The 16,082-nt window shown below is 71.5% G+C and carries 20 protein-coding genes and 2 pseudogenes; 10 read left to right on the forward strand and 12 right to left on the reverse strand.

Annotated elements, in window-relative coordinates; genetic code table 11:
• Positions 1 to 68 precede the first annotated feature (68 nt).
• From OG841_RS25685 to OG841_RS25695, 3 genes are all read right to left on the reverse strand, one after another.
• Positions 69 to 884, reverse strand: coding sequence for a hypothetical protein (locus OG841_RS25685; protein WP_328639347.1), 816 nt, complete (start codon positions 882 to 884; stop codon positions 69 to 71).
• Between the two features lie 275 nt (positions 885 to 1,159).
• A complete protein-coding gene (locus OG841_RS25690; RefSeq protein ID WP_328639346.1) occupies positions 1,160 to 1,696 on the reverse strand; it encodes a DinB family protein in 537 nt (178 codons plus the stop codon).
• A 102-nt stretch (positions 1,697 to 1,798) separates the two neighbouring features.
• Entirely contained in the window at positions 1,799 to 1,945 is a 147-nt protein-coding gene (locus tag OG841_RS25695) for a CGNR zinc finger domain-containing protein (protein ID WP_371566916.1), read from the reverse strand.
• A gap of 50 nt (positions 1,946 to 1,995) precedes the next feature.
• Here OG841_RS25695 and OG841_RS25700 point away from each other — a divergent pair.
• Positions 1,996 to 2,379: pseudogene (locus tag OG841_RS25700) on the forward strand (Tn3 family transposase); the annotation flags it as partial.
• 114 nt (positions 2,380 to 2,493) lie between these two features.
• Here OG841_RS25700 and OG841_RS25705 read toward each other — a convergent pair.
• Positions 2,494 to 3,096, reverse strand: coding sequence for a cysteine hydrolase family protein (locus tag OG841_RS25705; protein WP_371566917.1), 603 nt, complete (start codon positions 3,094 to 3,096; stop codon positions 2,494 to 2,496).
• 91 nt (positions 3,097 to 3,187) lie between these two features.
• Positions 3,188 to 4,432, reverse strand: coding sequence for an MFS transporter (locus OG841_RS25710; protein ID WP_371566918.1), 1,245 nt, complete (start codon positions 4,430 to 4,432; stop codon positions 3,188 to 3,190).
• Positions 4,433 to 4,572: 140 nt separating this feature from the next.
• Here OG841_RS25710 and OG841_RS25715 point away from each other — a divergent pair, with 140 nt between their 5' ends.
• Positions 4,573 to 5,508 carry a LysR family transcriptional regulator gene (locus OG841_RS25715; RefSeq protein WP_371566919.1) on the forward strand — a complete coding sequence of 312 codons (936 nt, stop codon included), beginning with the start codon at positions 4,573 to 4,575 and terminating at the stop codon, positions 5,506 to 5,508.
• 43 nt (positions 5,509 to 5,551) lie between these two features.
• On the opposite strand, the pseudogene OG841_RS48640 reads toward OG841_RS25715, so the two are convergent.
• A pseudogene (locus OG841_RS48640) lies at positions 5,552 to 5,638 on the reverse strand (site-specific integrase); the annotation flags it as partial.
• 8 nt (positions 5,639 to 5,646) lie between these two features.
• Entirely contained in the window at positions 5,647 to 5,787 is a 141-nt protein-coding gene (locus OG841_RS25720) for a hypothetical protein (RefSeq protein WP_371571070.1), read from the reverse strand.
• 32 nt (positions 5,788 to 5,819) lie between these two features.
• Here OG841_RS25720 and OG841_RS25725 point away from each other — a divergent pair, with 32 nt between their 5' ends.
• Positions 5,820 to 6,488: a class I SAM-dependent methyltransferase gene (locus tag OG841_RS25725; protein ID WP_328639341.1), complete on the forward strand. Its 669-nt coding sequence runs from the start codon at positions 5,820 to 5,822 to the stop codon at positions 6,486 to 6,488.
• A gap of 45 nt (positions 6,489 to 6,533) precedes the next feature.
• A complete protein-coding gene (locus OG841_RS25730) occupies positions 6,534 to 7,172 on the forward strand; it encodes a dihydrofolate reductase family protein (RefSeq protein WP_365119289.1) in 639 nt (212 codons plus the stop codon).
• 5 nt (positions 7,173 to 7,177) lie between these two features.
• On the opposite strand, the gene murQ is transcribed toward OG841_RS25730, so the two are convergent.
• Together murQ and OG841_RS25740 are read right to left on the reverse strand one after the other, a co-directional pair.
• Positions 7,178 to 8,113 carry an N-acetylmuramic acid 6-phosphate etherase gene (gene murQ / locus OG841_RS25735; protein ID WP_365119288.1) on the reverse strand — a complete coding sequence of 312 codons (936 nt, stop codon included), beginning with the start codon at positions 8,111 to 8,113 and terminating at the stop codon, positions 7,178 to 7,180.
• Between the two features lie 34 nt (positions 8,114 to 8,147).
• Positions 8,148 to 9,035, reverse strand: a complete 888-nt coding sequence (locus OG841_RS25740) for a MurR/RpiR family transcriptional regulator (RefSeq protein ID WP_371566920.1) — start codon at positions 9,033 to 9,035, stop codon at positions 8,148 to 8,150.
• 55 nt (positions 9,036 to 9,090) lie between these two features.
• Between OG841_RS25740 and OG841_RS25745 the strand changes: the two genes are divergently transcribed.
• Both OG841_RS25745 and OG841_RS25750 read left to right on the forward strand, forming a co-directional pair.
• A complete protein-coding gene (locus tag OG841_RS25745; protein WP_326667171.1) occupies positions 9,091 to 9,474 on the forward strand; it encodes a hypothetical protein in 384 nt (127 codons plus the stop codon).
• Entirely contained in the window at positions 9,471 to 9,731 is a 261-nt protein-coding gene (locus tag OG841_RS25750) for a DUF4031 domain-containing protein (protein WP_069764921.1), read from the forward strand. The genes OG841_RS25745 and OG841_RS25750 overlap by 4 nt, the downstream gene beginning before the upstream one ends.
• On the opposite strand, the gene OG841_RS25755 is transcribed toward OG841_RS25750, so the two are convergent.
• Complete coding sequence (locus OG841_RS25755) at positions 9,728 to 10,831, reverse strand: GNAT family N-acetyltransferase (RefSeq protein WP_371566921.1); 1,104 nt, start codon at positions 10,829 to 10,831, stop codon at positions 9,728 to 9,730. The genes OG841_RS25750 and OG841_RS25755 overlap by 4 nt on opposite strands.
• Positions 10,832 to 10,857: 26 nt before the next feature.
• Entirely contained in the window at positions 10,858 to 11,502 is a 645-nt protein-coding gene (locus OG841_RS25760; protein ID WP_328639337.1) for an HD domain-containing protein, read from the reverse strand.
• 43 nt (positions 11,503 to 11,545) lie between these two features.
• Here OG841_RS25760 and OG841_RS25765 point away from each other — a divergent pair, with 43 nt between their 5' ends.
• On the forward strand, positions 11,546 to 12,223 hold the full coding sequence (locus OG841_RS25765) for a maleylpyruvate isomerase family mycothiol-dependent enzyme (protein WP_371566922.1): 678 nt from the start codon (positions 11,546 to 11,548) through the stop codon (positions 12,221 to 12,223).
• Between the two features lie 89 nt (positions 12,224 to 12,312).
• Positions 12,313 to 13,005 carry a copper homeostasis protein CutC gene (locus OG841_RS25770; RefSeq protein ID WP_365119284.1) on the forward strand — a complete coding sequence of 231 codons (693 nt, stop codon included), beginning with the start codon at positions 12,313 to 12,315 and terminating at the stop codon, positions 13,003 to 13,005.
• A gap of 104 nt (positions 13,006 to 13,109) precedes the next feature.
• Here the strand turns inward: OG841_RS25770 and OG841_RS25775 are convergent, their stop codons facing one another.
• Entirely contained in the window at positions 13,110 to 15,173 is a 2,064-nt protein-coding gene (locus OG841_RS25775) for a HelD family protein (protein WP_371566923.1), read from the reverse strand.
• A 283-nt stretch (positions 15,174 to 15,456) separates the two neighbouring features.
• Here OG841_RS25775 and OG841_RS25780 point away from each other — a divergent pair, with 283 nt between their 5' ends.
• Both OG841_RS25780 and OG841_RS25785 read left to right on the forward strand, forming a co-directional pair.
• Positions 15,457 to 15,645: a hypothetical protein gene (locus tag OG841_RS25780; protein ID WP_371566924.1), complete on the forward strand. Its 189-nt coding sequence runs from the start codon at positions 15,457 to 15,459 to the stop codon at positions 15,643 to 15,645.
• Between the two features lie 72 nt (positions 15,646 to 15,717).
• Positions 15,718 to 16,080, forward strand: a complete 363-nt coding sequence (locus OG841_RS25785) for a hypothetical protein (protein WP_328639333.1) — start codon at positions 15,718 to 15,720, stop codon at positions 16,078 to 16,080.
• Positions 16,081 to 16,082 lie beyond the last annotated feature (2 nt).

The following is a 16,082-nucleotide window of genomic DNA, read 5'->3' on the forward strand; positions in this document are numbered from 1 at the left end:
GGAAAAACTGTACACACCAGCGAGTGTGTGTACTGCCTGCCGCGACAAAGCCAGGCTTGGGTCAGTCGTCATGCGTACGTGCGCTCTTCTCGTTTCAGGGACATTGCGGCTCGGATCTCGTCCGCGCGGGCGTGGATCTCGGGGGCGGGCAGCAGCCAGGCGGGGCGCGCGGGGGCGTATCCGTCTCGGCAACCGCGGCAGACGCCTCCCGGCAGGGCCTCCGGACGCCCGGGCACTCCGCACTCCGCGCACTCCAGGATCCGGTCGGGCGTTTGGGGAAGCGGCAGCTCCGGGGGCAGTTTGTCGGTCAGGCGGCGGCGGAGCAGGGCAGCCGGGTGGTGGACCGGGGTGGGCAGGCCGCTGGTCAGGGCATGGCGTACGGCGTCCTCGCCGGCTCCTCGGGCGAACCACTCCGTCACCAGCGGGGCGAGGGCCGCGCAGTCGGCGGCGGAGAGGGACAGAGAAGGGGTCCCGCGGCCCAGCGCGGCGAGGAGGATGTAGGCGCGGGTACGGGTCGGCGGGTGGGGTTCGCTGTCCTTCGGTACGTCACCCCTCGTGAAGGCAGCCCACCAGTCGTCATTGCGTGCGGTACGGGTGAACCACGTTCGGGTGATCCAACGGGAGCTGCCGGTATCCGAGTCCAGGCGCTCGCGCCCCCGGCGCAAGTGGCCTGCCTGTTGGAGGCGGTTGAGGGCGGTGCGGAGGGCGCACTGTCCGTACGGCAGCTGCTTGGCCAGCGTTTTCACGGAGATGTCGGCGCCGTCGGGGAGGCGGTCGAGGTACGCGGCGATGGCGGCTTCGCGGGGCGGGAGGTCGGCGAAGTCCTGCGCGGTGCGGGGGCGTTGGTCGGGGGCGCTGCGTTTGCCGTATCCCGGGTTCGCCATGGGATGCGCGGGCAGGAAGGGAGCACTAAAATGGGCGTCAGCCACGGGATCGACTCGCATTCGATCTTGTAGGTCAAGCCCCCGCAGGTGTTGGTAGCACCTGGCGGGGGCTGTTCGTTTATGCGGGCACGCTAGACGATCGTGACTGTGCGTGGCAAGTCGGTCGCTTCCCGTCAACTCGCGGGGTGGGAGGGCGGGTTGAGGCCCTCCATCCATTCCTTGAAAAGAGGGCTTGGAGCTGGGTGCTTGAGCTTCGGGCCGGTCCGGTCGGTGGGTCAGCCCATGCTCTTGGCGCCGTCCAGGGCCTCCCGGACGATGTCGGCGTGGCCGGCGTGCTGGGCGGTCTCCGCGACGATGTGCAGCAGCACCCTGCGGGCCGACCACTGAGCCCCGGCCTCGAACCACGGGGCCTTGGGTAGCGGATGGGTGGCGTCCAGGTCGGGCAGGGCGGCGACCAGTTCGTCCGTCCGGTCGGCCGTCTCCGCGTAGTCGGCCAGCACGCCGGCCAGGGTCTCACCGGGCAGCATCCGGAACTCGTCCGCCCGCCGGGCCCAGTCGTCCTCGGTCATGGCGGTGAAGTCGCCCATCGACGACGGGCCCTTCTCGATGAAGCCCACCCAGTTTCGTTCCACCGACGTGACGTGCTTGATCAGGCCGCCGAGACACAGTTCGCTGACGGTGGTCCGCTGCCCGGCCTGCTCGTCGGTGAGGTCGCGGGTGGTGAAGCGCAGGAAGTGCCGCTGCTTGGCCAGCGCCTCCAGCAGGTCGGCGCGCTCGCCGGTGGGCAGGGTGGTCTTCGTGGCGGTGGTCATGGTGTGGCCCTCCGTGGATTGCTGTTCCGTCGACAGGCCACACGCTAGGAGGCATATAGGTCAGATCCTGACCTCTTGGGAGCGGCGTTGCCTTTGCCTCCGCTAGGAGTCTTTCGCCGCCCGGGCCCGATAGGCCGCGACCGTCGTCCGGCTCGCCCACGCGTGGGAGCAGAACCGTCGCGTCCGGTTCCGTGACTGGTCCACGAAGTGGTTTTCGCACCCGGCCGTGGCGCACCGCCCCAGTGCCACCGCCGGATCCCCGGCCGCGACCAGGGCGAGCTTGGCGGCGATCAGCTGGCGGGTTCGCGTACGCGCCGCAGCTCGCGGACCTGCCGGACCAGAAGATGTGGCGCATCGACCGCACCGCCGACTACGGCGCCTTCACCGACGCCGCCCGCGGCCGGGTCGACCTCGCCCGGATCGAGCGCCGGTGGGAGGACATCCTGCGGATCATCGGCTCCGTCCACACCGGCGCCGTCCACGCGTACGACGTGATCCGGATGCTGTCGCGGGACGGGCGGCCGACCCCGCTGTTCGATGTCCGCGACGAGGACGTCGCCCGCCTCTCGCCGTTCGTGCGGCAGCACATCAACATGCTCGGCCGGTACTCCTTCCAGCTCCCCGAACTGCCCGGCGGCGACGTTTGCACTGGTCACCGGCTCGTAGGGGGCCGGGAGCCGTAATACCGGCGGAGGGCATGGCGGCGGGTGCGGTAGGCGGCCGACGAGAGTTCCAGGCTGCTGCTGGTCCGGCCCTGGGGTGCGGCGGCCGTGGGTGGCATCGGCTCGTGGTTCGAGTCAGGCGGCCGCCCGGAGCAGGGCGTGCAGCTCGGCGGTGTCGATGATGTGGGCCCGTGAGGGGAAGACTTTGTGGAGCAGGACGTTGTGGACTTCGGTGTCTGGGTCGGCGACGCCGTCGGACAGGACGTAGAGCTGGTAGTCGAGGTCGGCCGCGTCGATGACGGTGGAGAGGACGACGCCGCTGGTACTGATGCCGGAGACGACCAGAGTGGTGATGCCGCGCTCGCGCAGCCGCTGGTCGAGTTCGGTGGTGGACATGCCGCCGTAGCGGATCTTGCGCACGATGATGTCGCCGTCCTGGGGAGCCAGGCGCTCGTGGATGGCAGCGGCGGGGTCCTCGTGGTGCATGACGCGGTGTTGGGCCAGCGGGGCGAAGGACTTGTTGGAGGCCGGGATCGCGTCCCAGTCGGCATCGGTGAAGCCGACGCGTACGTAGGCGATGGTGCCGCCCTGTGAGCGAACGTCGGCGATGGCCCCTTCCACCCGACCGAGCAGGGCGTTTCGGTCCTCGCCTTCGGGCACAAAGGCCAGGATCGCGGGCTGGTAGTCCATGACGAGAAGCGCGGTGTGGGTGGGGTCGAGCGCGGGGGCAGTGCTCACGCGAGTGTTCTCCTTAACCGGTGGAGTGCCAGGTCGACGCGGACGCGCACCGGCGGACCGCTGCGGCCTGCGGGTGGCAAGGTGTGGTGCCTCATGAGTGGCTGCGGGACAGTTCCGGCTCGTGCTGCGACGTCGGGTCCTGTCGGGGAAGCAGGAGCGGGGTGGTCAGGATGAGCAGTCCCGCGACCGTGAGAGCGGTGCGTGGGCCGGTGACGTCGGCGAGCAGCCCGGCGAGCGCGGTGAGGACGGCGATGGAGGCCTGCTGACCGATCGACCAGGCCGACAGGGTGCGGGCGACGAGATGCTTGGGGGTGTGTTCGAGCCGGTAGGTGGCGAGTACCGGGCTGTACAGGCTCATGTTGATGATGATCGCCAGTTCGACGGCCATCACGGTGACGAGACCGACGACGCCAGGACGGACAAAGGCCAGGCCGATCAGCCAGATGGCACGCAGGGTGCCGACGGTCCGGAAGACCCGGTGTCGGCCGAAGCGGGCCACGACACGGCGGGCCAGCCGGGAGCCGATGAGTCCGCCGAGGCAGGGGGCGGCGAAGGCGAGGGCGTACTGCCAGGGTGGGAACCCGAGCTGGCGAAGCAGGAGCACGGCCAGCAGCGGCTCGGTAGCCATGATCAGACCGGCGACGAGCATGTGGTTGAGGTAGAGCGGCCGCAGACCGGGGTGGCCCATGATGTGTCGCCAGCCGTCGAGCAGTGCGCCCGCCCGGAGCGGGCTCTTTTCGGTCGTTCGCGGCGCTTCTTCCTGGCCGCGGATCGCGGTGATGCCCAGCGCGGAGAGGAGGTAGCTGAGCGCGTCGGCCACCACGGTGGTGACCGGCCCGAACAGGCCGATCGCCGCCCCGCCCAGCGGTGGCCCCACCGCGATGGAGCTCCAGTTCGTGGACTCGAACCGCGCGTTGGCCACGAGCAGGTCGTCCGGCCGCACGAGGGCCTTGAGGTAGGCGCCGCCGGCCGCGTTGAAGGCAATCTTGGCTGCGGCGACCACGGCCGAGACCACGAGCAGGTGGACGAAACTGAGCCGTCCGAAGGCGTAGGCGACCGGGATCGTCGCCATGGCCGCAAACCGGGCCAGGTCCATCATGATCATGACCGGGCGCTTGCGCCGAAACTCCACCCACGGGGCGAGCGGCACCGCGATCAGGGCACCCATCGCAGGCCCCATCGCGGACAGCGCGGACACCTCAGCGGGTCCGGCATGCAACACCAGCACGGCGATCAGCGGCAACGCCCCGAATCCCAGCCCGGACCCGTAGGCGCTCACCGCATATGACGCCCACAGCCAGCCGAACTGCCGGCCCAACCGTCTCCTGCCCACCATGCTCAGCGCACTCCCCTTGAGGTCCCACCCGAACAAACTGACGTTGACCAATGAGAGGTAAGCGGGCAGGGCAACAGCAGGTCAAACAACTGACCTGCCGGCAATCCACAACTATCAGTTGTTCACTAAGGTGGGTGGGCGTGGACCTCGAAGCTGTACGTACCTTTGTCGCCGTCGCGGAAGCGGGCCAGTTCCAGAAAGCCGCCACCGACCTGTCGATCACCCAGCAGGCTGTCTCCAAGCGCATCGCCGGGCTGGAGAGCAACCTCGGCGTGCGGTTGTTCACCCGTGCCCCACGCGGCGCCGAGCTCACCATCGATGGTCAGGCGTTCCTGCCCCACGCACGCGAGCTGCTGCGCGTCGCCGAGCGTGCGGGCGCGTCCGTGCGTCCCGGCCGCCGTCCGCTGCGCGTCGACGTGATCGCCTCGCGCAGCGCGCAGTCGGGCCTGATGCGCGGCTTCCACCGCGCACACCCCGAGATCGACCTCGACGTGATGATGCTGTTCGACATCGAGACGGCCGTCACCGCCATCCGCTCCGGTGCGATCGACGCGTCCTTCCGCGCCGTCGCCGCGCCCGGTCGACCCCTGCCCGAGGACATCGCCTCCGTCCGGGTGCTCGACGAGCCGCTCCAACTCCTCACCGGCCCCGCCCACACACTGGCGGGCGCCCGGTCGGTGACCATCGCCCAGCTCACCGGGCACCGGATCTGGATGCCCGGCATCGCCCCCGGTACCGAGTGGGGCGCCTACTACGACGACCTCGTCGCCGAGTTCGGCCTCACCATCGAGGTGACCGGCCCCAACTTCGGCTCCGACGCGCTCCTCGACACCATCTCCGACACCCCGGCCCTGGCCACCTTCATGGGCGAGCACAGCCGCCTCATCTGGCCCGCCGACCACGGCCTGCGCCGCATCCCGGTGACCGACCCGACGCCCGTCTACCCGCGCTCGCTCCTCTGGCACCGCGACAACCCCCACCCAGCGCTGGCCACCCTCCGCACCCACCTCGCCGCCGCGACGGCCGGCCACGACACCGCCGGGACCTGGACACCGGGCTGGGCGATTCCTCGCTGAACGGCTCCCCGCCCGTGCGGCCGGCCCCGCCCAGCGCAGGCGGTCAACGGCGGGCGTCGCCGAGGTCGAGCAGGCTGGTCGGCTCGGCGATCGCCTCCGGGGAGGGCTTGAAGTAGCGGCGGACGTTCTTCCGCCCCATCAGACGCCCGCCTCCAACTGCCCCACGAACGACCCGCTCGCGAACAGCCGTTGCCCCAGCTCCTCCTGGCCCAGCCCGCCGGACGCCACCGGGCCCGCGCCGCAGACAGACGTGCCGCGGGCGAGAGTGCGGAAGGTCAACAAGGAAGGGAGGATGCCCTGTTGAATGAACCATGCCTCTCCTGGACGCCCTCGCTCGCTTCAACGACGCCCACCCCTGGTCCCACAACGCCCACTTCCACCCGTGGCTCATGCGTCAGTTGCCCCGGCGCTACGACCGCGCCCTCGACGTCGGCTGCGGTTCCGGTGACCTGGCCCGGCTGCTGGCCACGCGCGCGACGCAGGTCCACGGCATCGACAGCGACGAACGGATCATCGACAAGGCGAGGGAGTCGACTGACCCCGGCCTCCCCGTCACCTTCGCCGTCGCAGACGCCCTGTCCTACGACGAAGGCTCCCCCTACGACGTCATCACCTGCGTCGCCGTACTCCACCACCTCCCCCTGACCGAGACCCTCACCCGCTTCCGACAACGGCTGGCCCCCGGCGGGAGCCTGGTGATCGTCGGGCTGACGCGAGAAGACACCCGCGTCCAGACACTCCTCGGCCTCGCGTCCGTCCCGCTCAACCTGGTCACCGGTTGGGTCAAGAACAGGGGACGTACGGCACCGCGCCCCGTCGCGATGACCGCCCCGACCCGACCGGCGGACGTCCCCCACACCGAGTTCGCCCGCGAGGTCCGCCGTATTCTCCCCGGCGCCCGGCTGAGGCGGCGCCTCTTCTGGCGCTACAGCCTCGTGTGGAAAAAGGTGCGCGGGGATGTCGATCCCGGCAGGCTCTGAACGACGCAGAGGTGAGAGCACGACATCACACGAGAGGTGAAGGCCATGCCCAAGGTCCGGGTGCACAACGTGACGATCTCCCTCGACGGTTTCATGGCGGGTCCGAATCAGCGACTGGACGCCCCGTTCGGCGACGGCGTCGGCTGGGGCGACGACCTGCACAGCTGGTTCATGTCCGCGTCGCAGGACGCGGCCGCGGGGAAGTCCGGGATCGACGTCGACCACTTCGTCCGCGGTGATCAGAACATCGGCGCCACGATCATGGGGCGGAACATGTTCGGGCCGCAGCGCGGGCCGTGGGAGGACGAGTCCTGGCAGGGCTGGTGGGGTGACAACCCGCCGTACCACCACGACGTCTTCGTTCACACCCACCATCTGCGCCCGGCACTGGAGATGGCCGGCGGAACCACCTTCCACTTCACCGACGGGCCGCCGGAGGCGGTCCTGCGGCGCGCGTTCGACGCCGCGGACGGCAAGGACGTCCGGATCGGCGGCGGGGCAGCGGTCATCCGGCAGTATCTGCGCGCCGGGCTGATCGACGAACTCCACCTGGCGATCGCGCCGCTCCTCATCGGACGCGGGGAGCGGCTCCTCGACGACCTCGGCGACGGGATCGACGGCTACCGGGTGTCCGAGCTGGTCAGCTCACCGAACGTCACCCACGCGATCCTCCTCCGCAGCTGAGCCCGCTAGCGGGTCGTCGCCGCCAGCGCCGCCCGCAGATGGCCCCCCGACTCCTCCAGGAGCCGGGCCGCCGTGGGGCCGTCCACGTCGGCCAGGATGGCCAGGATGGCGTTCTTCACCTCGCCGTCCGTGGTGGCCAGGGCGCGCTCGACCTCCTGGTCGTCGGCGCCGGTGGCGAGGGCGACGATACGGCGGGAGCGGGCCCGCAGCTTCTCGTTGGAGGCGCGGACGTCGACCATCAGGTTCCCGTACGTCTTGCCCAGGCGGATCATCGTGATCGTCGACAGCATGTTGAGGACGAGCTTCTGGGCCGTGCCCGCCTTGAGGCGGGTCGAGCCGGTGAGCAGCTCGGGGCCGACGACCACCTCGATGCCGTGATCGGCTGCCGCGGCGAGCGCGCTGTCCGCGTTGCAGGACAGGCCGACCGTCAACGCCCCCTGCGCGCGGGCGTGTTCCACCGCGCCCACGGCGTAAGGGGTACGACCGGACGCGGACACCCCGACCACCGTGTCCACGTCCGTCACCGCGAGCCCGTCGAGGTCGGCCCGCGCCAGCTCCGCCGAGTCCTCCGCCCCCTCGACGGAGGTGACCAGAGCCTCGGGGCCGCCCGCGATCAGGCCCACGACCTGGGCGGGGTCGGTGTTGAAGGTCGGCGGACACTCGGAGGCGTCCAGTACGCCGAGGCGTCCGGCGGTGCCCGCACCGACGTAGATCAGCCGTCCGCCGCGGGCCATCCGGTCGGAGATCGCGTCGACGGCGGCGGCGATCTGCGGCAAACGCCGGGACACCGCGGCGGCCACGGAGGCGTCCTCGCCGTTCATCAGCCGGGCGATGTCGAGGGTCGGCAACTGATCGATGTCGGCCAGCTCCGGCCGGAAGGCCTCGGTGGTCAGCGACTCCAACGCGGCACGCAGTTCACGGGAAGAGGACGTGGACGTCATGGCGGTGACTCTTTCAGAGGTGCGTTCCGATCAACTATCGACGATGCCGGTGCGCCAGCGCCTCGTATGACGCGGCCAGCGCGGGCGCCGCCGTCTCGTACGTCTGCTGCGCCACCCCCACGAACAGACAGTCCACCACCAGCAGCTGACTCGTCCGCGAGGACATCGCCGCCGGCCGCAGTTCACTCTCCCGGGCCGTGGACGTCGTCAGTACATGGTCGGCGTACTGCGCCACCGCCCCGCCCGGCCGCCCGGTGATGGCGACGGTCGTGGCCCCGTGCTCGAAGGCGACCCGCAGCGGCTCGATGACATCCCCGGTCGCCCCGGAGTGCGTGATCGCGATCGCCACATCGCCCGACCGCAACTGCACGGCGTTCGTCACGGCGAGATGCGGGTCGCTGTGCGCCTGGGCTATCAGCCCTATCCGCAGCAGCTTCTGCGTGAGGTCCTGGGCGACGAGACCGGAGGCACCCACCCCGTACACGTCGATCCGCCGCGCCGAGGCCGCCGCGGCGACCGCCGCCCCCAACTGCACGGTGTCCAGCCCGGCCGCCGTGTCCGCGAGGGTCTGCTGCTCGTCGTAGGCGAGCTTGGCGACCACGTCCGCGAGCGGGTCGTCCACCGCGATGTCCGTGGTGATCGCGGGAGACCGCCCGGACTGCTGCTGCGCGGCGAGCCCGGCGAGGGCGAGCCGCAGGTCGCGGTACCCGGGATACCCCAGCAGCCGGGCCGTGCGCACGACGGTCGCCTCGCTCGTCCCGGTCAGTTCCGCGAGGCCCGTGACGGTGAGCGCCGCGCACCCCGCGGGGTCCTTGGCGACGGCCTCGGCGACCCGCTGCATGGAGCGCGTCATGGACGGACCCAGCGTGCGCACCTTCGCGGCGAGAGCGCTGCCGAAAATTTCCTTCACTTCCTGGGGCACGTATGAAAGATATTTTCGGCTCGGGCCCGTGGTCAAGAGCGCGCACAATGGCACCATGGAGTCCATCGATCCACTGGAACAGACGCTGCACACGGCCCGCGCCCTCGTACTCGCCGACCTGGCCGCCGGTGAGGTCGCCGCCGCGGACGTGGTGTCGATGGTCGAGGACTCGGTCGTACAGCGGCGCTGGTGGGTGGAGCAGTGGCCCGAGGGCGCCGAGTTCGTGGCGGGCCTGGTCGCCCAGGACGTCCAGGACGCGCTGCTGGAAACCTACGGCCGCTGGCCCCTGTGCCCGGTGTGCGGCTCCGGCGACCCGCACGCCCTGGACGTCGAACCGGAGCTCGGCCCCGACCCGCACTGGGTGTGCCACAAGGCGGGCGTGAAGGTCGCGGCGGTCGGCTCGCTCGGGACCGCGGCGGGCGGGACCTCCCCCTCGTGACCGTCTACATCGACCCACCCACCTGGCCGGGGCACGGCCGCATGTGGTCCCACCTCGTCAGCGACGTCTCCTTCGACGAACTGCACGCCTTCGCCGACGAGTTGGGCGTCCCGAGGCGCGCCTTCGAACGCGACCACTACGACATACCCTCGCACCGGTACGCGGACGTCGTGGCGGCCGGCGCGGTGGAGGTCAGCAGCCGCGAGGTGGTGCGGCTGCTCACGGGGGCGGGACTGCGGCGGCCCAAAGGCCGTTAACCGGCCCGGCCGGGCAGCACGTACAGCCGAAGGCCCGGTTCCGCCTCCCCGTACGCCTGCTCCTCCTCCACCGTGGCCCGGACGTACCCGGCCCGGGCGATCACCCGCTGCGAGGCGGCGTTGTCGGGTTCGATGGTGGCGCAGAGGCTGCGCACGTCGTCGCGGGCCAGGGCCCAGTCGCTGAGGGCGCGCAGGGCCTCCGTGGCATAGCTCTGGCCGCGGGCGCTCTCGGCGAGGTCGTAGCCGACCTCCGCGCGGCCGTCCTCGTCGGGGGCGCCGTGGAAGCCGATGCCGCCGATCGCGCGGCCGTCCTCCCGCCGTACGAGGGCGAAGAGGCCGAACTCCGGGCGGTGGACGCCGGCTTCGTAGGCCTTGATGGTCATGCCGGCGGCCTCGCGGGTGCCCTCGAAGGGGCCGTCCTCGACCCACTCGAAGTCACCGTCGCCGCCCGCGGCCAGTTCGGCGGCCGAGGCGGGGGTCACGCCCTGGAGGGTGAGGCGTTCGGTGGGCAGGACGAGGTTGTTGCTCCAGCGCCACTCCGTGCGCGGGGCGCGGCCGGGCAGGTCGCCGCGGCCGGTGGCCCACAGGAGGGTGCGCCAGGGGTCGGGGCCCGGCTGGACCTCGGGGAAGATCCGGGTGAGGACGTGTTCGGGGAGGTGGGCGGGGGGCTCGTACGGCAGGCCCAGTCCGTCCGCCATGTCGTACGTGTGCAGCAGCACCTCGGCGATGCCCATCGCGGCGAAGCCCGCGCGGTTCGCGCTGCGGAAGGGGTACGGGTGGAAGGCGCGGATCTCGCGCGGGGTGGCGCGGATCGTCGCGGCGAAGAGGGTGCCGGCCGTCTCGATCACCTGGAGGGCGCCCTCGGCGTCCGTGTCGTCCTCGAGGTGGATCTCGAAGGGGACGTACCTGTCCTGCGGGCTGCCCGCCAACTGCCCCGCGTACGCGATCAGATCGCTCGCGATGTGCTCGGCCGTCTTCAGACAGCTCCACTCCACCCGGCCGGCCCGTACCGCCTCCCAGTCCCGGTCCACCGCCGCCCGCAGCACCGCCACCGCGTCCGCGACGGCCTCCGTCACCCGTTCCCCGCCCATGTCTGCCATGCGGGCAGGCTAAGGCGCCGATCGCCTCAGAGCGACAGCATTTCCAGCTCCGAGGCGAGGTTGTAACGGGCTGTGGCCTCCCATTGCCGTTCCCCGTACGGCGTCCTGAACAGGCGTGGCAGATCCAGCAGTTGGCGCAGGATTGCGGACCGGCCCTCGCGGAAGGCGTCGGTCGGGACGAAGCCGTACTCCTCGCGTACGGCGGCCGTGTAGGCGGCGTAGGCGGAGGGCGGGGCGGCGAGGATCGCGAGGTCGGCGTCGCAGAGGACCTGGCCGTTGCGGTCGTCGTCGGCGGGGGCGTGGGTGGTGGTGAGGCGGACGAGGCGGGCCACTTCGGCCGTGCCTTGCCGGGAGAGTCCGGCCTCGGGGAGGGCGCGTTCGGCCAGTCGGGCGGAGCGGTCCTCGTTCTCCGAGCGGTCCGGGAGGTAGACGGCGTCGTGGAACCAGGCCGCGAGACGCACCAGGTGCGGGTCGTCCGCGTACTCCTCCAGTACGTCGATGTGGTCCAGGACCGCCGTCAGGTGGTGGACGGTGTGGTACCGGCGCTGCGGTTCCTGCCAGCGGGTGAGCAGGTTGTCGGCGTACGGCGCCGGGTCGGGTCCTTCGGTCCCGGGGCGGGCGCTCTCCAGGGCACGGGCGAAACGGTCGCGGAGGTCGTCGAGATCGGCCATGGCCTCATTGTCCCGCGCGGCGCCCCCTGGCAGTTTTGACCCCATGACCACAGACATGACTGCGGACGCCGTACGCGACCCCGACCTGCCCGGCCGCCTCCTGGCCGGCGAACGCGACGCCCTGATCCCCCTCCTGCGCTCCCGCCCGGACGCCGATTTCGCGCTGCCGACGCGGGCGTGTCCTGGGTGGAGCGTGCGGGACGTGCTGGCGCACTGTTCGTCCGCGCTGACGCGGGTCGTGGAGGGCCGGTTCGAGAAGGGGGCCTTCTCGCCCGAGTCGAACGACCGGGACATCGCCGAGCGCGCGGACCGGACGAACCAGCAGGTCGTGGACGAGCTGGAGCGCGGGATGACGCAGGCCGGGCCGGTGATCGCCTCAGCGGGTGGGGTGCTGGACATCATCGCGCTGGGGGAGTGGGTGCACGCCGGGGACGTACGGGACGTCCTCGGGGAGCCGGGGGCGTACGCGGGTGCCGGTCTTCCGGACGCGCTGGCCCTGCTGGCCCGCACGACCCGGGAACGCGGCCACCTCCCCCTCCACGCCGACGTCGACGACCTGGACGAACCGGTCCGCCTGGGCGATGTGACGGGTGACCGCACTCCGGCGCGGTACATCGGGGACGCGGCGACCCTCGTACGGCTGTACTCGGGGCGTCCGGTGGAGGGGCGGGCGTACGAGCTCGCGGGGGCGGAGGTGAAGGAGCTGAACATCTTCGGCTGAGACGCGCCGGTGAGCGGGACTCCGTGGCGGCGTATTCTGAAATTGGACTAGACCTGTAGCCGCCCGAGACCGTCGACGAATGGGGTCCCATGAGCAAGCGTGCAGTCCTGGAGGTGATCGCCCTGGACGCCGAGGACGCGATCGCCGCCCAGGCCGGAGGCGCGGACCGGCTGGAACTCGTGACCGACATGGCGGCGGACGGTCTGACGCCGACGGTCTCGACGGTCGCCGCGATCCGGACCGCCGTGGACATCCCGGTGCGGGTGATGCTGCGGCTGTCGGACGGGTTCGGGGCGGGGGACGTCTCGCGGGTGGCCCGGGCGGCCGGGGAGGTGCGGGACGCCGGGGCCCAGGAGTTCGTGCTCGGTTTCCTGGACGGGGCCGGCGAGGTCGATCTGGCCGCCGTGGAGCGGGTCGTCGAGGTGCTGGACGGGTGCCGCTGGACCTTCCACCGGGCGATCGACCATGCCGCCGACCGGGACGCGCTGCGCAAGCAGCTGGCCGATCTGCCGGGCCTGGACACCTACCTCACCGCGGGCTCGGCAGTGGGCGTCGACGAGGGGCTGCCGGTGCTTCTCGCGGAGGCGTCGAGGGCGGGGGAGCCGGGGTACGAACAGCAGCTTCTGGTGGGTGGCGGTCTACGACTGGACCACGTGCCGGGGCTGCGGGCGGCGGGAATCGACGCGTTCCACATCGGCGGGGCGGCGAGGCCGGGGGGCTGGCATGCACCGGTCTCGGCCGACGCCGTAAGGGAGTGGCGCCACGTCCTGGACGAGTGCTGAGCTGAACTCCCCAGGGGGGCGGGGCTGTGTCGATGTGCGGCTCAGCCGCGCCGGCGCGACCAGCCCCCGCCACCCGCAATCGGTGAACAGCAGGACGCGGGACCCTACTTGGCGAGCGCCGCAGGCAATGGCGCCGCGTGCGTCACGACCAGCCCCGACACCGCTCGGGTCAGCGCCACGTACAGCCGCCGCAGGCCCGTGCGTTCGTCCGGTTCGCCGTCCACCACCGCCTGCGGCTCGTCCAGGACGACATAGTCGTACTCGAGGCCCTTGGCGAGGGACGCCGGGACCAGGGTCAGACGGGTTTCGGCCGTCGTCTCCTCGCCGGGGGCCAGGTAGCCGATGCCGGCCGCGGTCAGCGCCTCCGCCAGCTCCGGGACGCGGGCGTCGGCGGCGATCAGGCCGGTCGAGCCCTCGTTGCGCAGCAACTCCTCGCACGCGGCGACCACCTGGTCCGTGGTCTCCACGGGGCGGACATCGAAGAATCCCGGGTTCTCCCGGACCGAAGCGACCGGGGTCAGGCCCGGCGCGATGTGCGGGAGGAGGCGGGAGGCGTAGGTGATGACGTCCGTCGGCACGCGGAAACCCGCCGTCAACTCCTCGATCACCCCGTCGGACTTGCCCAGGTGGGCCAGCGCCTCGTCCCAACTCCGCGTCGCCCAGGGCGTGGTGCCCTGCGCGAGGTCGCCGAGGACCGTCGCCGAACCGGTGGAGCAGCGGCGGCCGACCGCGCGGTACTGCATGGGGGACAGGTCCTGCGCCTCGTCGAGGACCACATGCCCGAGGGAGTGCGTGCGCTCCACGATGTCCGTCGTCTCGTCGATCAGCACCGCGTCCGCGGCGGACCACTTGGCCGACTTCACGCTCCGGACGGGCTTCGCCCACACGATCGTCTTCTGCTCGTCCTCGTCGAGGATCCCCTCCGCGTGGACGGCGAGGAAGTCCGCGTCCGTCAGCAGCCGGAGCACCAGCTTCGCCGGATCCACCGGCGGCCAGATCGCCTTGACCGCCGCCTTCACCGCCGTGTTGCGTGCCACCGCGTCCTGCACCCGGTCGTCCGGCGCCTCCCCGGACCGCTCCATCTGCACCAGCACGGCGTGCGCGATGCGCTGCGGGAGTGCCTCGCGGGCGGCGCCGTAACGGATGCCCCGGTCGAGCAACTCCCGGACGATCTCCTCGATCTCGTACGCCGGGATCCGCCACCTGCGCGACCCGCGGACGACCATCACCGGCTCGGCCGGCATGGTCACGTGTGCGTACACGGCCCGCTTGAGCACCTCCGCCATCCTTGCGTCGCCTTTGAGGACGGCGGCCGCCGCGTCATCGGTGCCGCGCACCTCCAGGCCCGCCGCGACCAGGTCGTCGACGGTCGCCTGCTTCACCGACAGCTCGCCCAGCGCGGGCAGCACCTGCTCGATGTAGTGCAGGAAGGAGCGGTTCGGCCCGATGACGAGGGTGCCGGTGCGGGCGAGCCGCTCGCGATGGGCGTAGAGCAGATACGCGACCCGGTGCAGGCCGACGGCGGTCTTCCCGGTGCCGGGGCCTCCCTGTACGCAGACCGTGCCGCCGAGCCCGGACCGAACGATCTCGTCCTGCTCGGGCTGGATGGTCGCGACGATGTCGCGCATCGGGCCGACGCGCGGGCGCTCGATCTCCTGCTGGAGCAGCTTGCTGGTGGCCGCGGCCTCGGCGGGGTCGGAGAGGTGCTCGTCCTCGTAGGCCGTGATCTCGCCGCGCGTGTAGCCGAAACGGCGGCGCAGCCCGATGTCCCTCGGGTCCTTCTTGGACGCCCGGTAGAACGGCTGCGAGACCGGCGCACGCCAGTCGATCACCATCGGGTCGCCGTCGTGGTCGTGGACGTGCCGGCGGCCGATGTAGAAGCGCTCGCCCTCGGCGCCTTCCGCCCGGTCGGCGCCGGGGGAGTGCAGGTAGTCCAGGCGGCCGAAGAAGAGGGGGGTGTCGCTGAGGTCGGCCAGCGACTTGATGCGCTCGCCGATCTGACGGGCCAGGACCTCGGCGTTGACCCAGTTCGCGGTGACGTCCTTGATGTCCAGCGACTCGGCGTCCTCACGCATGGCGCGCAGTGCGGCACGGGAGCCGGCGAGGTGGGAGCGTTCGCGGGCGAGAGGGTCGTCGGCTACGGGCACGGGCGTGGGCGGCCTGGACAAGGGGGTGCCTCCGAAGGCGCTGCGGGGTGGATGGCTGCCGGGTGGACGGCAGCGGTGTGCCGGCCGGTTTCCGTCCGGTCGGCGGCGCTCCGGGAGGGAGGCGGGCAAGAGCGGAGATTCTAGACCGGCGGGATGTGAGGCGGCCAACGAATTTTCCCGCGTCTCAGGGTCGGGCCCGCCGTCCCGTAGGGGTGGCTCCACCCAGGGGGTGTACTCAGGTAGCACAGCAAGTGGCTACCTGGGACCGATGCCCTGCTTATGCCTCGAAAGCCACTATGGAGGCATGAGTGCAGCGACCTTCACCCCAGCCCCCGGTCGCCCGTCCGGGGCGACCCCCGTCTCCGGCCTCACCCCCCGCCACCGCGTCGGCCAGGCCCTCCGAGCCGTCCGCGTCCTCGTCGGCGCCGCCTTCGACGTGGTCATACTCGGCGAGTACGGCGAGGAGGCGGGCGTCGTCCGGCGTCACCGGTGAGTACCGGGCACGGTCCGGGATGAGTACCCGAGCCGATGCCGGTCCGTCCCCTCGGGCGGTTCACTCGGATGCATGACGACAGCGACCGCACCGGTGTGCGCCACCGACCAGGACCGTCGCGCCTGGGTGGCCCCTCTCGTCGCGACGATCCTGCTGGTCCTCCTCGGCCCGGCCGCCCTGTTCCTCGGCGGCCTCTCCGCGATGGCCACCGACTCCTGCGGCCCCGACGACTGCCCGTCGGCGCTGATGACCTCTCTGACCCTGATCTACGGGATCCTGGAGTTCGGGATCCTGGTCACCCTGCCCGCGTTCGTCGCCTCCTGGGCCCTGCCCCGGCACCGCCGCTGGTCGGCCCTGCGCGCAGTGCTGGCGGCCGTGGCGGTGCTGCCGCCGCTGACCGTACTGCTGCTGGTCTTCACCCTCCCGATGCCGTGACG

Origin of the sequence: Streptomyces canus, assembly GCF_041435015.1 — a bacterium.
GTDB lineage: Bacteria > Actinomycetota > Actinomycetes > Streptomycetales > Streptomycetaceae > Streptomyces > Streptomyces canus_G.

What these genes read in the sequence shown, in the direction of transcription:
- OG841_RS25685 (WP_328639347.1), bottom strand. Translation starts at nt 884, where the DNA reads ATGGCGAACCCGGGATACGGCAAACGCAGCGCCCCCGACCAACGCCCC.
- OG841_RS25690 (WP_328639346.1), bottom strand. Translation starts at nt 1,696, where the DNA reads ATGACCACCGCCACGAAGACCACCCTGCCCACCGGCGAGCGCGCCGAC.
- OG841_RS25710 (WP_371566918.1), bottom strand. Translation starts at nt 4,432, where the DNA reads ATGGTGGGCAGGAGACGGTTGGGCCGGCAGTTCGGCTGGCTGTGGGCG.
- OG841_RS25725 (WP_328639341.1), top strand. Translation starts at nt 5,820, where the DNA reads ATGCCTCTCCTGGACGCCCTCGCTCGCTTCAACGACGCCCACCCCTGG.
- OG841_RS25730 (WP_365119289.1), top strand. Translation starts at nt 6,534, where the DNA reads ATGCCCAAGGTCCGGGTGCACAACGTGACGATCTCCCTCGACGGTTTC.
- murQ (WP_365119288.1), bottom strand. Translation starts at nt 8,113, where the DNA reads ATGACGTCCACGTCCTCTTCCCGTGAACTGCGTGCCGCGTTGGAGTCG.
- OG841_RS25745 (WP_326667171.1), top strand. Translation starts at nt 9,091, where the DNA reads ATGGAGTCCATCGATCCACTGGAACAGACGCTGCACACGGCCCGCGCC.
- OG841_RS25755 (WP_371566921.1), bottom strand. Translation starts at nt 10,831, where the DNA reads ATGGCAGACATGGGCGGGGAACGGGTGACGGAGGCCGTCGCGGACGCG.
- OG841_RS25760 (WP_328639337.1), bottom strand. Translation starts at nt 11,502, where the DNA reads ATGGCCGATCTCGACGACCTCCGCGACCGTTTCGCCCGTGCCCTGGAG.
- OG841_RS25765 (WP_371566922.1), top strand. Translation starts at nt 11,546, where the DNA reads ATGACCACAGACATGACTGCGGACGCCGTACGCGACCCCGACCTGCCC.
- OG841_RS25770 (WP_365119284.1), top strand. Translation starts at nt 12,313, where the DNA reads ATGAGCAAGCGTGCAGTCCTGGAGGTGATCGCCCTGGACGCCGAGGAC.
- OG841_RS25780 (WP_371566924.1), top strand. Translation starts at nt 15,457, where the DNA reads ATGAGTGCAGCGACCTTCACCCCAGCCCCCGGTCGCCCGTCCGGGGCG.
- OG841_RS25785 (WP_328639333.1), top strand. Translation starts at nt 15,718, where the DNA reads ATGACGACAGCGACCGCACCGGTGTGCGCCACCGACCAGGACCGTCGC.